The sequence below is a fragment of the Nocardioides sp. genome (genome assembly GCF_051876515.1).
GTDB lineage: Bacteria > Actinomycetota > Actinomycetes > Propionibacteriales > Nocardioidaceae > Nocardioides.
The window spans coordinates 1-15400 of sequence record NZ_JBJEHY010000068.1; the positions used below are offsets into that span (position 1 = coordinate 1).

Here is a 15400-nt window from a genome sequence, read left to right on the forward strand (position 1 = left end):
GTCGAGGGCGCCGAACGGCTCGTCGAAGAGGAAGACCTCGGGGTCCATCACCAGCGACCGGGCCAGGGAGGCACGCATCTTCATGCCGCCCGACAGCTGGCGCGGCAGGTGCTTGTCGAAGTCGCTGAGGCCGACGGTGGCGAGCGCCTTGGTGACGGCGGCGTCGACTCCGGCGCGGCTGGTTCCAGCCAGCTCGGCGAGCAGGCCGACGTTGCGGCGTACGGTGCGCCACGGCATGAGCGTGGCGTCCTGGAAGACGTACCCCACCGAGTCGGTGGCGAAGTTGACGGCGCCGCTGCTGGGCTTGTCCAGGCCCGAGGCCAGACGCAGCAGGGTCGACTTGCCGCAGCCCGACGGGCCGATGAGGGAGACGAACTCGCCGCGGGTGACGGTCAGGTCCGTGGGGGACAGGGCCGTGACGTCACCGAAGGTGCGACTGACCTGGTCGAAGGCGACCAGTGGCCGGGGTTGCAACCCGGCGACGCCGTCGGGCGTCGGGGCGAGAGTGGTGGGCACGGGGGCTCCCTGGGGCTCGGGGTCAGGGGGACCGGAGCCCGTCCCAGCACCAGCCGGGGAGGCTCCGATGCCGGGAGCCTAAGTTCGAAAATCGGCCGATCCGGTTCCGTTAACTCGTCGTTTACGACGCCGAACCATGTTTCTCGCCGCTGTTACACAAGCAGTGACAGAGGGACACAGAGACAGCTGGGACAGCCTGATTCAGTCGGATGAATTGGCGGCTGGGCCAGCCCGCTACGCCAGCGGGTGCGCCACCTCGTCCGCGGGCAGCCTGGCGACGAGGATCGCCACCACCGACAGCACGACCGGCACCACGGCGGCGATCACGAACGTCGGGCCGATGCCGATCGCGGAGGAGACGGGACCGACGAGGGCCATCGACACCGGCATCAGCGCCATCGAGACGAAGAAGTCGAGCGAGGAGACGCGGCCCAGCAGCTCGGGCGGCACCCGGCGCTGCAGCAGCGTGCCCCAGATGACCATCGGCGCCGAGAACAGGGCGCCCATGCCGAACGCGGCGGCCACGATGACCCACACGTTGGTCGCCCACGGGATCACGAGGAACGGCAGCGACCCCACGCCCCACAGCAGCATCATCACCGTGAGGTAGCGCCGCGGCATCTTCAGCGAGCTCATCGCGAACGAGCCGACCGCGCCGCCGATGCCGAACGCGGCCAGCACCTTGGAGTGGTCGCCCGCGTTGCCGCCGAGGTCGGACTTGATGAAGTACGGGATCAGGACCTCGAGCGGGCCCATCATCACCAGGATCATCAGCGAGGCGAAGAGCAGCGACGAGAGCAACCACGGCGTACGGACCATGTAGCGGAAGCCCTCGGAGACGTCGCGCAGCGTCGTACGGATCGGGCTGTGCGCGTGCTCCTCGTCGAGGGTGCGGCGCAGCGGCGTGTGCGGCACGCGGGCGATCGCCAACCACGCGACCACCCCGGCCACGGCGGCCATCGCGAACGCCGCCCAGGGCGCGGCCAGCCCGATCACGACACCGGCCAGGCCGGGCCCGACCGCGTTGCCGATCGTCGGGCGGACCATCCCCTCGAACCCGTTGACCGCCATCAGGTCCTCCTCGGGGACCAGGGCGGGCAGCAGGGCGGAGTACGCCGGGTAGTAGAACGCCATCGCGACGCCGGTGCCGAAGGCGGCGGCGGCGAGCAGCCAGACACTGGTGAGGTCGGCGACCGCGAGACCGGCGACCACCGCCATGATCGTGATCTCGGTGCCCACGACCCCCAGCAGGATGCGCCGCTGCGGCACCCGGTCGGCGACCACGCCGGCCAGCAGGGCCGGGACCATGACACCCAGGGCGCTCATCGCGGAGACCAGCGACAGCTGTCCGGTGCCGCCGCCGAGGCGGAACACTTCCCACACCAGGGCGACGATCCACAGACCACCGGCCAGCGACGAGAACGCCAGCGAGACGGCGAGCGTGCGGTACGCCGGCACCCGGAACGGTGTCAGCGCCCGCGGCAGCCTGCGACCGGTGGCTTGGTCGCCGACGGTGTCGACCACGTTGTCGATGAGGGGATCAGGCACCCGACCATCCTCTCCCGGGCCACTGACACTCTGCACCCCCAATAACGGCGCGCACCCCCTTTTGTGGCGACCACCCACGGCCTACGGTTCCCCCATGCCCACCAGCCTGCGCACGGCCGCCGAGCACGTCGACCTCTCGGTCCTGCCGCCCAGCCCCCGGGCCGTGGCGCACTGGGGGCTCTCGCACGCGCTCCCGAGCCGGGTGGTGCGCCGCGCGGCCGCCCGCGGCGACCTGCAGGCCGAGCTGATCGCGGTCGGCCGTACGCAGGGTGGAGACGTGGTCGGCGCCGCGGAGGCGATCCGCGCGGTCGCGCCGGTGTACCGCTCGGCGCTGGGCGGGGTGGTCACCGGGCACGCCGACGTGCGTCACGTGCTGACCAGCGACGCGTTCGCGAGCGGGCTCACCGACCGGTTCCCGGGCGGCGACAACGCGCTGGGCCGCCTCATCGAGCGGTTGGGCTGGGACCACGTGAGCCCGATCAGCCCGCCGTCGCTGCTGGCCACCGAGCCGCCCGACCACACCCGCTACCGCAAGCTCGTCACCCGCGTCTTCACCATGCGGGCGGTGCAGCGGCTGCGGGAGCGTACCGAGGAGATCGCCGCCAGCCTGCTCGACGAGCTCGACGCCAGCGGCCAGGACCCGGTCGACATCGTCGCCGCGTACTGCGCCCGGCTGCCGGTCCAGGTGATCGCCGAGATCCTCGGCGTCCCGGCCGACCAGCAGGCCGCCGTGCTGGCGTACGGGGAGGGCGCCGCGCCCAGCCTCGACCTCGGCCTCACCTTCGCCGAGTACCGCCGCGTGCACGGCTCCCTGCGGGCCTTCGACACCTGGCTCGACGAGCACCTGACGCGCCTCGAGCGGGAGCCCGGCGACAACCTCCTCAGCGAGCTGGTCCAGGCCCGCGAGGACGGGGTCGGTCTGGACCGGCGCGAGCTGAAGGCGACCGCCGGGCTCGTGCTCGCCGCCGGGTTCGAGACGACGGTCAACCTGCTCAGCAACGGCATCGCGCTGCTCGCCGAGCGGCCCGACCAGGTCGCCGGGCTGCTGGCCGCGCCCGAGGGCTGGGCGAACGCCGCCGAGGAGGTGCTCCGCTTCGACCCGCCGGTGCTGATGACCGGACGCATGTGCGTCACCGACACCGAGGTCGCGGGCCAGCGGGTCGCCCGCGGCACCTTCCTCAGCACCGTGCTCCTCGCCGCCAACCGCGACCCGGAGGTCTTCACGGACCCGCACACCTTCGACGTGACCCGCCCCAACGCGCGCGACCACATCGCGTTCTCGGCCGGCCGGCACCACTGCCTCGGCGCGGCGCTGGCCCGGATGGAGGGCGAGGTGGGGCTGCGGGCCGTCTTCGAGCGGTACCCGGACCTGGGGCTGGCCGGTGGCGGCGTACGTCGACCGACCCGCATCCTGCGCGGCTGGGCCAGCCTCCCGGTGCGGTTGCACGCCTCCCGCTGAGGCGTCGGGACGGCTAGCCTTCGGCGCATGCGCGCAGCCCAGGTCGTCTCCCTCACCGGTCCCGCCGACGTCGTCGTGCGCGAGGTCCCCGACCCGGTCGCGGGGGAGGGGCAGGTGCTGATCGAGGTGCACAGCGTCGGCGTCTCCTTCCCCGACCTGCTGATGACCCGTGGTGAGTACCAGATCAAGCCCGACGTGCCGTTCTCGCTCGGCGTCGACATGGCCGGGGTCGTGCTCGACCCGGGCTCCTCGGCGTACGAGGTCGGCCAGCGGGTCGCCGCCGTCGGCTTCGGCGGCGGTGGCGAGATCACCGCGGCGCCCGCCGACTGGACCTTCCCGCTGCCGGACGCGATGACGTTCGACCAGGGCGCGGCGCTGCCGATGAACTACCTGACCGCCCAGTTCGCGCTCGACCTGCGCGCCGGGCTGCGTCCGGGCGAGACGGTGCTCGTCCACGGTGCCGCCGGCGGGCTGGGCACGGCGACCGTCCAGGTCGCCAAGGGCATGGGGGCGCGGGTCGTCGCGGTCGTCTCGACCGAGGAGAAGGCGGCGGTCGCGCTCGCCGCCGGCGCCGACGAGGCCGTCCTGGTCGACGGGTTCAAGGACCGCGTCAAGGAGCTCACCGACGGTGTGGGCGTCGACGTGGTCGTCGACATCGTCGGCGGGGACCTGTTCACCGACTCGCTGCGCTGCCTGGCGCCGCTCGGCCGGCTGCTCGTGCTCGGCTTCGCGTCCGGCCAGGGGATCCCGCAGGTCAAGGTCAACCGGCTGCTGCTCACCAACACCGACGTCCGCGGCGTCGGGTGGGGCGAGTACGCGATGCGCCGGCCGGGCTTCATGCAGACCCAGTGGGCCGCCCTGCTCCCGATGATCGACTCCGGAGCCGTCAACCCGCCGGTCGGTGCGACGTACCCGCTCGCCGAGTACGGCCGGGCGCTGGTCGACATGGACGAGCGCCGCGCGACGGGCAAGCTGGTGGTGCGCGTCCGGGAGTGAGCCCGCCCGCGGGGCCCCGGAGTGTGGGTGCCCGGGGTTACAGTCGCCCCCGTGAGCATTCTTGATGACGCCCGCGACGGCTTCGACCTCGACATCCGCCCCCAGGACGACCTGTTCGGGCACGTGAACGGCCGCTGGCTGGCCGAGACCGAGATCCCCTCGGACCGGTCCGTCGCCGGGTCGTTCGTGACCCTCTCGGACAACGCCGAGGAGCAGGTCCGCGACATCATCACCTCGCTCGCCGAGCAGGCCGCTTCCGGTGGCGACGACGCCGACAGCGTCGAGGCCCGCAAGATCGGCGACCTGTTCAACTCCTTCATGGACACCGACCGGATCAACGCGCTCGGCGCCGAGCCGATCAAGCCGCGCCTGGCCGCGGTCGACGAGGTCACGGACCTGACCGCGCTGGCCGCGTTCCTCGGCTCGTTCGAGCGCGACGGCGGCGGCGGACTCTTCGGGTCGTACATCGACACCGACGACCGCAACTCCGACCGCTACCTCTTCCACATCACCCAGGGCGGTCTGGGCCTGCCCGACGAGTCGTACTACCGCGACGAGAAGTTCGCGGAGATCCGCGAGGCGTACGTCGCCTACGCCACGAAGATGCTGACCCTCGCCGAGCACCCCGACCCGGCGGGCGCCGCCGCGACGGTCCTGCGCATCGAGACCCGTCTGGCGCAGGGCCACTGGGAGCGTGCCGAGACCCGCGACGTCCAGAAGACGTACAACCTCAAGACCCGCGCCGAGCTGGAGGCGCTGCTGCCCACGTTCGACTTCGAGGTGTGGGTGCGCGCCCTGGGCGGCGACGACGCGACCATCGCCGAGACCTGCGTGCGGCAGCCGTCGTACCTCGAGCACCTCGCCGGCGTGCTGACCGAGGTCGACATCGCCGACTGGCGCGAGCTGCTGCGCTTCAAGGTGCTGCGCGGCGGGGCGGGCTACCTCTCCGACGAGTTCGTCGAGACCAACTTCGACTTCTACGGCCGCACCCTCAACGGCACCCCCGAGCTGCGCGAGCGCTGGAAGCGCGGTGTCTCGATGGTCGAGGGCGCGCTCGGCGAGGCCGTCGGCAAGCACTACGTGGCCCGCCACTTCCCGCCGGCCGCCAAGGCCGCGATGGACGAGCTGGTCGGCAAGCTGCTCGAGGCGTACCGCGTCTCCATCGCCGACCTCGACTGGATGGGCGAGGAGACCAAGCAGAAGGCGTACGCCAAGCTCGACACCTTCCGGCCCAAGATCGGCTACCCCGACGAGTTCCGCGACTACTCCAAGCTCCAGATCAGCCCCGACGACCTGCTCGGCAACGCGATCGCGACCAGCCGCTTCGAGACCGACCGCGAGCTCGGCAAGATCGGTGGCCCGGTCGACCGTGACGAGTGGTTCATGCTGCCGCAGACGGTCAACGCCTACTACAACCCCGGCACCAACGAGATCTGCTTCCCCGCGGGGATCCTGCAGGAGCCGTTCTTCTCCCTCGACGCCGACCCGGCCGAGAACTACGGCGGCATCGGCGCGGTCATCGGCCACGAGATCGGCCACGGCTTCGACGACCAGGGCGCCCAGTACGACGGCGCCGGCAACCTCAACGACTGGTGGACCGCCGACGACAAGGCCGCCTTCGAGGAGAAGTCCAAGGCTCTGATCGAGCAGTACGACGCCTTCGAGCCGCGCACCCTGCCCGGCGAACGCGTCAACGGCGCCCTCACCGTCGGCGAGAACATCGGTGACCTCGGCGGCCTGACGATCGCGCACACCGCGTACCTCCTCGCCGTGCCGGACGCGACCGTCGAGCAGCGCCGCGACCTGTTCAAGAACTGGTCGAACTGCTGGCGCACCAAGCGCCGCAAGGAGCAGGAGCTGCAGCTGCTGACGATCGACCCGCACAGCCCGAGCGAGTTCCGGGCCAACATCGTGCGCAACCTCGACGAGTTCCACGAGGTCTTCGAGACCCAGCCCGGCGACGGCCTGTGGCTCGAGCCGGAGGACCGCGTCCGCATCTGGTGAGTCGGGTCGAGCCGCGGCTCCGAGCGGGACCTGTGGCCCTCGGAGTCGCTGGCTCGCCCCACTACGCTGGGGCCATGACCACCGACGTGCAGATCACCTCCGGCATCGTGGCCGGCCACGACGGGTCCGCGCTCGCCAGCGTCGCCGTCCAGCGCGCCGCTGAGCTGGCCGTACGCCTCTCCGTCCCGCTGCACGTCGTCCGTGCGTGGAGCCTGCGCACGGCGCCGACGCCGTCCACCATGACCGGCGGGTACGTCCCGCCGGAGGAGGACTTCGAGGCGGCGGTGCTCAAGGAGCTGGCCGAGCACCTCGCGGCCATCGACCTCCCCGAGGGCCTCCAGCTCCAGACCCACGCCGTGCGCGGCCAGTCCGCGGGCACCCTCATCGAGGTCGCGGGCGGTGCCGAGATGCTGGTCGTGGGCAACCGCGGCAAGGGCGGCTTCCGGGGTCTGCGCCTCGGCTCGACGGCCGACCAGGTGCTCCAGCACGCCAAGGTCGCGGTGCTGGTGGTCCCGACCTCCACCGACTGACCCGAGGACCCGTGTCCCGCGCCGAGGTCGACGACGTCGCCTCCCCGTACGACCAGAGCCCCCACCGGGTCCGCTTCGAGTGGGGGCCGGTCGGCGCCGCCCAGGTGCGCGCCGACGTGGCGGTCGTCGTGGACGTGCTGTCGTTCACCACGACCCTGACGGTCGCCGTCGAGCGCGGCATCGAGGTCTTCCCGTACGAGTGGCGCGACACCCGTGCGGCCGAGCACGCCGTACGCCACGGGGCGACGCTGGCGGTCGGCCGGTTCGAGGCCCTGTCGCGCCGCGACGCCCGGCACGTCTCCCTGTCGCCGGCCACGATCGCCGAGGCGGAGGGGATCGAACGTCTCGTGCTGCCCAGCCCCAACGGCTCCACCATCGCGTTCGCGCTGGCCGGGACCGGCAGCCACGTCGTCGGAGCCTCGCTGCGCAACGCCCCGGCCGTCGCCGAGCACGTCGCGCAACGGGTCTGGAAGGGCGGCAGCGTCGTGGTCGTCGCGGCCGGTGAGCGCTGGCACGACGACACGCTGCGGCCGGCCGTGGAGGACCTGTGGGGTGCCGGGGCTGTGCTCTCGGGCCTCGTCGAGCACGGGCTGGGCGACCTGAGCGTCGAGGCGGGAGCCGCGCTCGCCGCGTTCGAGTCGGTGCGTGACGACCTGCCCGGCGCCGTGCGTGCCGCGTCGTCGGGGCGCGAGCTGGTGGAGCGCGGGTTCGAGGCCGACGTCGACATCGCGGCGGAGTACGCCGTCAGCGACTCCGTGCCGGTGCTGACCGGCGAGTCGTTCCGCCCCGCCGGCGCCTGAGGCGGGCCCGGCTGGTTGGCTGGGCGCCATGAGCACCCCCGAGTCCGTGGCCCGGTTCGACGACGCCGTCGTCACCGCCGTGCTGGCCCACATGAACGACGACCACACCGACGACAGCCTCGACGTCGTGCGCGCCTTCGGCCAGCCGACCGCGACCTCGGCACGCATGGAGGACCTGGACAGCGAGGCCGGCGTCTTCGTCGCCGTGGTGGACGGGGCCGAGGTCCAGGTCCGGGTCCCGTGGCCCGCCGGCCCGATCTCCGAGCGCCCCGAGATCCGGCACCAGGTGGTCGCGGTCCACGAGGAGGCCGTACGACGCCTCGGGCTGGAACCCCGCGAGGGACACTGACACACCGGTCGGGATGCCCGACCGGTGTGTCAGCGACCGGTCACTTCTTGAAGACGATCGAGTTGTACACGTCTCCGCTGGTCGGGGAGCCGGTGCGCCAGGTCGCCTTGACGGCCTTGCCCTTGTTGGCCCTGAAGGTCAGTTTCACCTGGTCGGAGGGGGTCACCTTGGCGAGCTGCTTCAGCAGGGCGTCGAGCGACTCGGCGCTGCTGCCGCTCATCTCCTCGTCGAAGTAGTAGTACTCGTCACCGAACGCGGCGCCGTACGCCGACAGGTAGGCGCGGGTGGAGTTCTTCGCGACCGGGAACGTGAAGGTCTTGACGACCTTCGTGCTCGAGGACTTGTAGGTGCTCGGGGCGACCGTCACGCGGGCGACGACGTTCTTGCCGGGCTTCAGGGTGACGCGGCGGTAGTTCTTGGACGAGACCCACTTCTTGCCGGACTTGTACTCGACCTTCGACAGCGCCGAGCTGTTCACCTGGGTGCTCACCTTGGAGTTGACGGTGACCTTGGTGACCTGGACCTCCTCGTAGGAGTTGTTCACCAGGGCGTCGAGGATGCTCGCGACGTCCATGTAGACGAACTCCGAGAGGTACCACTGCGAGGAGTACTTCTGGCTGCCGGTCAGGGTGCCGGTGCGGCCGCCCGCCCGGGTGTACTCGATCGTCCAGTCGAGGCTGGCCGAGCCGCCACCGGCGGAGTCGACGGAGAGCATCGTGTCGCGGGCGATCTGGCTGGCAGTCACGTACGCGAGGCTGGCCGCGTCGGAGACGTGGTTCGTCGTGCTGGTGGTCTTGATGCCCTGGGTGTTGACCACGACCTCGGTGGAGGCGGGCAGGGCGCCGAGCTTGCCGACGACGCCGTTGAGGCCGTCGTGGACCTGGCTGCCGACCGGCGCGCCCAGGTTGGCGAGCTTGTACGACGAGCCCATGTTGGGCTGGATGATCGTGGTGCTCGCGCCGTGCATCGTGTAGTCGGCCGGCATGAAGTTGCCGGCGTGGCCGTAGCCGAGGACCACGTCGTCGCACACCGCGACGGCGGTGCCGACGGAGTAGAACGGCAGGGTGCCGTACGAGGCGGCGAAGGCGACGGAGCCGCCGGGGACGATCTCGATCTCCTCGTCCTGCGCCGAGGTGCCGGCGGTGGCCATGGGCAGGTCCACGCGGGCCTGCTTGGCGATGCGCTTCTGGGTGCGCTCCGGGAGGCCGCGGGTGCCGGCCAGCGTGCTGACCGGGGCCAGCTTCTTGAGCCCGGCGGCAGCGGCTGCGGCGGGGACACCGGCCTTGGTCAGGTCACGGCGCTCGGCCGCGTCGAGCGCGACCTTGGCGGGCAGCTGCTGCGCGTCCGGGTGGTCCAGGAGCGCGTAGATGTCGGCGGCCGGCGTGACGCCGGCGTAGTTGGTGTTCTCGTACCCGCCGAAGGTGTAGGAGACCGACCCGATCAGGGTGCCGTCGGAGGCGTACAGGGGGGAGCCGGAGATGCCGGCCCAGATGCCGGCGTCGATGTCGCCGTTCTCGTCGGTGATGCGGGAGCCCTCGAGCTCGAACACGAAGAGGTCGCCGTACGCGTCCTCGACGGTGCCGCGGTAGACGCCGGTGAACTCCTCGGGCGTCGTGGTGGAGAGGTGCTCCGTGCCGCCGCGGGTGTACGACCCCGCGGTCGTGAGGCCGGTGGCCGTGGTCTGGCCGACCACGAGGTTGGCGGCCGGGAAGGCCTCCGGGCAGCCCGGTCCCGAACCGGGCGTGGCGGCCTGCGCCGGAAGTGCGACGGTGAGACCCGCTGTGATGAGTCCGCCGGCCGCGAGTGCGGCCAGCGACGCTGTGCGCCTGCTCATGATTCCCCCTGTAACTGTGGAAGTGACGGATGTGTCTGGTTCCCGAGCGCCAGACCATGATGGACCGGGCCCTTGTCTCGGTAGACGCCGGAGCCTGAGGAATGGTTGCCAGTGGTCCCGGGGGAATCGTCGGAGGAATCCTCCGGGCCCGGCCGGGGCGTCGCCGCCCAGCCTTCCAGCGTCCCCGCCCCGAGCGCGTGAGGTCGGGTACTCAAGCGCCCGGTCGGGAGTGTCGGGGCTGGCTGATAGACACGTGCCATGACCGACGCACAGCCCCGCCCCGGGGCCGATCCCGACCGCCAGCAGGCGCGCGCCGCCGCCGAGCGGCACCTGCGGGCCCTCGTGGGCCGCGACGACGCGCGGCTGCGTGACGACCAGTGGAGCGCGATCGAGGCACTGTCGGTCGACCGGCGCCGGGCCCTGGTGGTCCAGCGCACCGGGTGGGGCAAGTCGGCGGTGTACTTCGTCGCGACGCTGCTGCTGCGCGAGGCGGGGGCGGGACCGACCGTGATCGTCTCGCCGCTCCTCGCCCTGATGCGCAACCAGATCGCCGCCGCCGAGCGGGCCGGCATCCGCGCGGTCACCATCAACTCCACCAACATCGACCAGTGGCAGCCGATCCACGACGCGATCAACGCCGGCGAGGTCGACGTCCTCCTGGTCAGCCCGGAGCGGCTCAACAACCCGGGGTTCCGCGACGAGGTGCTGCCGCGTCTGGCCGCGACCTGCGGCCTGCTGGTGGTCGACGAGGCGCACTGCATCTCCGACTGGGGGCACGACTTCCGCCCTGACTACCGACGCATCCGGACCCTGCTGGGCGAGCTGCCCGACGGCATCCCGGTGCTCGCCACGACCGCGACGGCCAACGCGCGCGTCACCGGCGACGTGGCCGAGCAGCTGGCGACGACCGGGTCGCGGGGGGACCTGACCGACGTGCTCGTGCTGCGCGGCACCCTCGACCGCGAGTCGCTCCGCCTCGGCGTGGTCAGGCTGCGCACGCCCGAGCAGCGCCTCGCCTGGCTGGCCGACCACCTGGCCGAGCAGCCCGGGTCGGGCATCGTCTACTGCCTCACCGTCGCCGCCACGCAGGAGGTCTCCGAGTACCTCCGCGAGCGGGGGCACGAGGTCGCGGCCTACAGCGGCCAGACCGAGGCCGAGGAGCGGCAACGCCTCGAGGCCGACCTGGTGGCGGGCCGCGTCAAGGCGCTGGTCGCCACCAGCGCGCTGGGCATGGGATTCGACGCGACGCTCGGCTTCGTGGTCAACCTCGGCGCACCCAGCTCGCCCGTCTCGTACTACCAGCAGGTCGGTCGTGCCGGTCGCGGCACCGACGAGGCCACCGTGGTGCTGCTGCCGCAGCAGGAGGACCGCGACATCTGGGCGTACTTCGCCTCGCTCGCCTTCCCCTCCGAGCACCTGGTCCGCCAGACGCTCGAGGTGCTCGCCGAGCAGGGGACGATGAGCACGGCCGCGCTCGAGACGTACGTCGACCTGAGCCGCAACCGGCTCGAGACGATGCTCAAGGTGCTCGACGTCGACGGGGCCGCGCGCCGCGTGCGGGGTGGCTGGGAGGCGACGGGCCAGCCCTGGTCGTACGACGCGGAGCGCTACGCCCGGGTCGCCGCGGCCCGCGAGGCCGAGCAGCAGGCGATGCTGGCGTACCTCGACACCGACGTGTGCCGGATGCGTTACCTGCGCGAGCAGCTCGACGACGAGGGCGCGGTCGACTGCGGCCGGTGCGACAACTGCGGCGGCCTGGCGGTGTCCACGTCGTTGTCGGAGCAGGCGGTGCAGGCCGCCCACGACCGCCTCGCCCGGCCGGGCGTGCTGCTCGAGCCGCGCAAGATGTGGCCCAGCGCCCTGACCAACCTCGGACTGTCGTACAAGGGCCGCATCGCCACCCCGGCCGAGCCCGGGCGGGTGGTCGCGCGGCTGACCGACCTGGGGCACGGCCAGCAGCTGCGCGAGCTCTTCCGCGACTCCACGCCGGACGGCCCGGTGCCGGTCCCGCTGGTGCGCGCGGTCGTGGAGGTGCTGGGTGAGTGGCAGCCGTCGGTGGACGGGATCGTGCACGTCGGCTCCTGGCGTCGTCCGACCCTGACCCGTGACCTGGCCGAGGGGCTGTCGCGGTACCTGCGGGTGCCGCTGCTGGGGACGTTCGAGGTGGTCGACCCCGACGTGCCTCCGGGTGCGGGGGCGAGCAACTCGGCCCAGCGGGTGGCCGCGGTCCAGCGTCGCTTCGCCCTGCGTACGGGCCCCGAGGGCCTGTCCGGCGCCCGGGTGCTGCTGGTCGACGACCTCGTCGTGACGGGATGGACGCTCACGGTCGCGGCGGCGCAGCTGGTCCAGGCAGGTGCGGGTGCGGTGCTCCCCCTGGCGCTGGCCACGCAGGCCTAGGGTGTTCGGCAAACGGGTGCCCTGCTGCGGGGACCCCCACTACGTTTGAGCCACAACGCCGCCGGGCACGTCTGCCGGCGGACGCTCGTACGCACAGCGCCCTGACGGGGCAGACGAAGGAGATCGACAAGTGGGACTCATCCAGGCTGCGATCGGCGCGGTCGGCGGCACGCTCGGCGACCAGTGGCTCGACTTCTACGGCGTCCCCGACGGCGTCAGCTCCACGGTGGCAGTCTTCCCCGCCGTGCCCAAGGGCCAGAACGCGGGGCGGGGCAGCAACACCAAGGGCTCCGAGGGTGTCATCACCAACGGCTCCAAGATCATCGTCCCCGAGGGGTACGGCCTGGTCCTGCTCCAGGACGGCGCCTTCACCGGTTTCGCGGCCGAGCCCGGCGCGTACGTCTGGGACTCCGACAACCCCGCCTCGCAGTCGGTCTTCGCGGGCGACGGTGTCTTCGCCTCGATCGTGAAGCAGAGCTGGGAGCGCTTCAAGTTCGGCGGCCGCCCCTCCGCGCAGCAGACGGCGATCTTCGTCTCGCTCAAGGAGCTGCCCAACAACCGTTTCGGCACCCAGTCCGAGATCTACTGGGACGACGCGTTCCTCAACACGCAGGTCGGCGCGATCACGCGCGGCACGTACACGCTCAAGATCACCGACCCGCTCACCTTCATCCGCAACTACATGCCCGCCGAGGTCATCGGCGGCCGCGCCACGTTCGACTTCACCGACATCGACAACCCGGCCGGTGAGCAGCTCTTCAACGAGGTCGTCGGCTCCCTGGCGCCCGCCTTCTCCGCGTACACGAACGACCCGTCCAAGGGCAACCGGATCGCGCGCCTCCAGCAGGACTCGATCGGCTTCGCGCAGGCGCTGTCCGGTGCGGTCGAGGAGAACTACCGCTGGAAGAGCGACCGCGGCCTGGAGATCGTCAAGGTCGCGATCATCTCCATCGAGTACGACGCCACCACGCGCGAGCTGCTCAAGAACGTCCAGCGTGCCGACGCGCTGTCCGGTTCCCGCGGCAACTCCAACCTGCAGGCCTCCGTGGCGGCGGGCATCGAGGCGGCCGGCGAGAACGCCGGCCCGGGCGGCCTGATCGGCATGGGCATGGGTGTCGGCGGCATGGGTGTCGGTGGTCTGCAGCAGCCGGTCGCCGGCGCTCCGGCCCCGGCGGCTCCCGCGGCGCCCGCCGCACCGGCCGCTGCCGCCCCCACGGCGCCTGCTGCTCCGGCCGCACCCGCGGCGGAGGACCCGATGGCAGTGCTCAAGCGCGCCAAGGACATGCTCGACGCCGGCCTGATCACGCAGGCCGACTACGACGCGGCGAAGGCGAAGGCTCTCGGTCTCTGACATGTCCCACGAATCGCCTGACCCTCAGCGGCCGACGTTCGACGGTCCTCCGCTGTCGCTGGAGGAGGAGCTCGCCGCCGCGCGCGCCGAGCCCGAGGCCGGCCCCAGCATCGAGACCGTCAACGAGTCGCTCAAGGACGGCATCAACGCGTGCCCCAAGTGCGGCTCGACGGAGGTGCAGCTGCGGGGCAGCACCGGGATGCTGATGTGCCTCTTCTGCCGCAACCAGTGGCAGGAGACGCGGGTCGAGGAGGAGTTCGGTCTCGGCGAGGGCATCGACGACCTCGAGGGCACCGTGGTGGCCAGCGGCGCGGGCGCGATCGACGCCGACGTCGACGCCGTCCGTACGTTCAAGTGCACGGGCTGCGGCGCTGAGGTCGTGGTCGACACCGACCACGCCCTCAATGCGCGCTGCCACTGGTGCCGCCACACGCTGAGCGTCAACGAGCAGATCCCCAACGGTGCGGTCCCCGACGCGGTGCTGCCGTTCCGGCTCACCAAGGAGGAGGCGGTCGAGCGGATCCGCGAGTTCGCCTCCAAGCGTCGGCTGTTCGCCCACGGACGCTTCAAGAGGGAGTTCGTCCCGGAGAACGTCCTCGGCGTCTACCTGCCGTACCTCGTCGTCGACGCCCGCGCCGAGTCCCAGTACTGGGGCGAGGGGCAGGTCCAGACGCGTCAGTGGACCGAGAAGCAGGGCGACGACTCGGTCACCTACTACGCGGCCGACGTCTACCAGCTCGACCGGAGGGTCTCCTTCACCGTCGACGACCTCACCCTCGAGGGCTCCTCGGAGCGGGCGGCGATCGGGTCCGGCAACACCAACAACATCATCAACGCGATCCTGCCGTTCGACACGAAGAACGCGGTCAAGTGGAACGCCCACTACCTGGTCGGCTTCACCAGCGAGCGGCGGGACCTCGACGTGGAGGGGCTCAAGCCGGTCCTGGAGGACCAGCTGCTCTCCATCGGCCGCTCGCGCGTGGAGCAGTCGCTCAACCGCTTCGACCGGGGCGTGCGGTGGGAGCAGGAGAAGGTCGACGTCGGTGGGTCCCGCTGGGTCTCCATGTACCTCCCGGTGTGGCTGTACTCGTACCAGCAGGAGAGCAACGGGATGCTGCACTACATCGCGGTCAACGCGCGGACGGGGGAGACGATGGGCAGCGTCCCGGTGTCGCAGCCGAAGCTGATCCTGGCGGCCATGACTGTCGGCACGTTCCTCGAGGGCATCGCCGGCGCGATCCTGGTGGCGATGGCATGAGCGGCCTCGCGATCGACCTCCTGGCAGGTCTCACCCAGGCGCTCCCCGCCGCCGTCGAGGCGTCATCGGACGGGGCCCCGCTGTGGCTGCTGGCCGCCGGTCCGGCCGGCGCGATGGGCACGTACTGGGCGATCTACCGGTACTACCGCAACACCGACAAGTCGCACGCGTACGAGCGGGACACCCTGATCGACTCCCAGCCCGTCCAGGGGGGCGAGCGCAAGGTCGACCACATCTCCAAGACGCGCGACCGCAGCATCTCGGGGGACAACTCGTCCAACCACCGCAAGCGGGTGCAGCGGGCCCGCTGACCCCCGACGCCCGGCCGGCCAGAAGTCGCCCACAACCCCCCGGAGCC

At 71.6% G+C, this 15400-nt stretch carries 13 protein-coding genes; 10 read left to right on the forward strand and 3 right to left on the reverse strand.

What is annotated here, in order from left to right:
- Both ACI379_RS04300 and ACI379_RS04305 read right to left on the reverse strand, forming a co-directional pair.
- Positions 1-516: ABC transporter ATP-binding protein (locus tag ACI379_RS04300; protein ID WP_439790830.1), on the reverse strand; the 516-nt coding region annotated here is incomplete at its 3' end.
- Positions 517-750: 234 nt separating this feature from the next.
- Positions 751-2064: an MFS transporter gene (locus tag ACI379_RS04305; protein ID WP_439790831.1), complete on the reverse strand. Its 1314-nt coding sequence runs from the start codon at positions 2062-2064 to the stop codon at positions 751-753.
- 94 nt (positions 2065-2158) lie between these two features.
- Between ACI379_RS04305 and ACI379_RS04310 the strand changes: the two genes are divergently transcribed.
- From ACI379_RS04310 to ACI379_RS04335, 6 genes are all read left to right on the forward strand, one after another.
- Positions 2159-3523, forward strand: a complete 1365-nt coding sequence (locus ACI379_RS04310) for a cytochrome P450 (RefSeq protein ID WP_439790832.1) — start codon at positions 2159-2161, stop codon at positions 3521-3523.
- Between the two features lie 27 nt (positions 3524-3550).
- On the forward strand, positions 3551-4519 hold the full coding sequence (locus tag ACI379_RS04315; protein WP_439790833.1) for an NADPH:quinone oxidoreductase family protein: 969 nt from the start codon (positions 3551-3553) through the stop codon (positions 4517-4519).
- A 51-nt stretch (positions 4520-4570) separates the two neighbouring features.
- The gene (locus ACI379_RS04320) at positions 4571-6523 is read left to right on the forward strand and encodes a M13 family metallopeptidase (RefSeq protein ID WP_439790834.1); all 1953 of its coding nucleotides are present in this window, start codon (positions 4571-4573) and stop codon (positions 6521-6523) included.
- 74 nt (positions 6524-6597) lie between these two features.
- A complete protein-coding gene (locus ACI379_RS04325) occupies positions 6598-7053 on the forward strand; it encodes a universal stress protein (protein WP_439790835.1) in 456 nt (151 codons plus the stop codon).
- Between the two features lie 11 nt (positions 7054-7064).
- Complete coding sequence (locus ACI379_RS04330) at positions 7065-7853, forward strand: 2-phosphosulfolactate phosphatase (protein ID WP_439790836.1); 789 nt, start codon at positions 7065-7067, stop codon at positions 7851-7853.
- Positions 7854-7881: 28 nt separating this feature from the next.
- Positions 7882-8202 (forward strand): DUF2470 domain-containing protein, encoded by a 321-nt coding sequence (locus ACI379_RS04335; protein ID WP_439790837.1) that lies wholly within the window; start codon positions 7882-7884, stop codon positions 8200-8202.
- 40 nt (positions 8203-8242) lie between these two features.
- Here ACI379_RS04335 and ACI379_RS04340 read toward each other — a convergent pair whose 3' ends face one another.
- The gene (locus ACI379_RS04340; RefSeq protein WP_439790838.1) at positions 8243-10036 is read right to left on the reverse strand and encodes a hypothetical protein; all 1794 of its coding nucleotides are present in this window, start codon (positions 10034-10036) and stop codon (positions 8243-8245) included.
- Positions 10037-10294: 258 nt separating this feature from the next.
- Here ACI379_RS04340 and ACI379_RS04345 point away from each other — a divergent pair, with 258 nt between their 5' ends.
- The 4 genes from ACI379_RS04345 (at position 10295) to ACI379_RS04360 (ending at position 15353) form a co-directional block, all read left to right on the forward strand.
- Complete coding sequence (locus ACI379_RS04345; RefSeq protein ID WP_439790839.1) at positions 10295-12433, forward strand: DEAD/DEAH box helicase; 2139 nt, start codon at positions 10295-10297, stop codon at positions 12431-12433.
- 130 nt (positions 12434-12563) lie between these two features.
- Positions 12564-13784 carry an SPFH domain-containing protein gene (locus ACI379_RS04350; RefSeq protein ID WP_439790840.1) on the forward strand — a complete coding sequence of 407 codons (1221 nt, stop codon included), beginning with the start codon at positions 12564-12566 and terminating at the stop codon, positions 13782-13784.
- A gap of 1 nt (position 13785) precedes the next feature.
- Positions 13786-15042, forward strand: coding sequence for a hypothetical protein (locus ACI379_RS04355; protein ID WP_439790841.1), 1257 nt, complete (start codon positions 13786-13788; stop codon positions 15040-15042).
- Complete coding sequence (locus ACI379_RS04360) at positions 15039-15353, forward strand: hypothetical protein (RefSeq protein WP_439790842.1); 315 nt, start codon at positions 15039-15041, stop codon at positions 15351-15353. Before ACI379_RS04355 ends, ACI379_RS04360 begins: the two co-directional genes overlap by 4 nt.
- Positions 15354-15400: the final 47 nt, after the last annotated feature.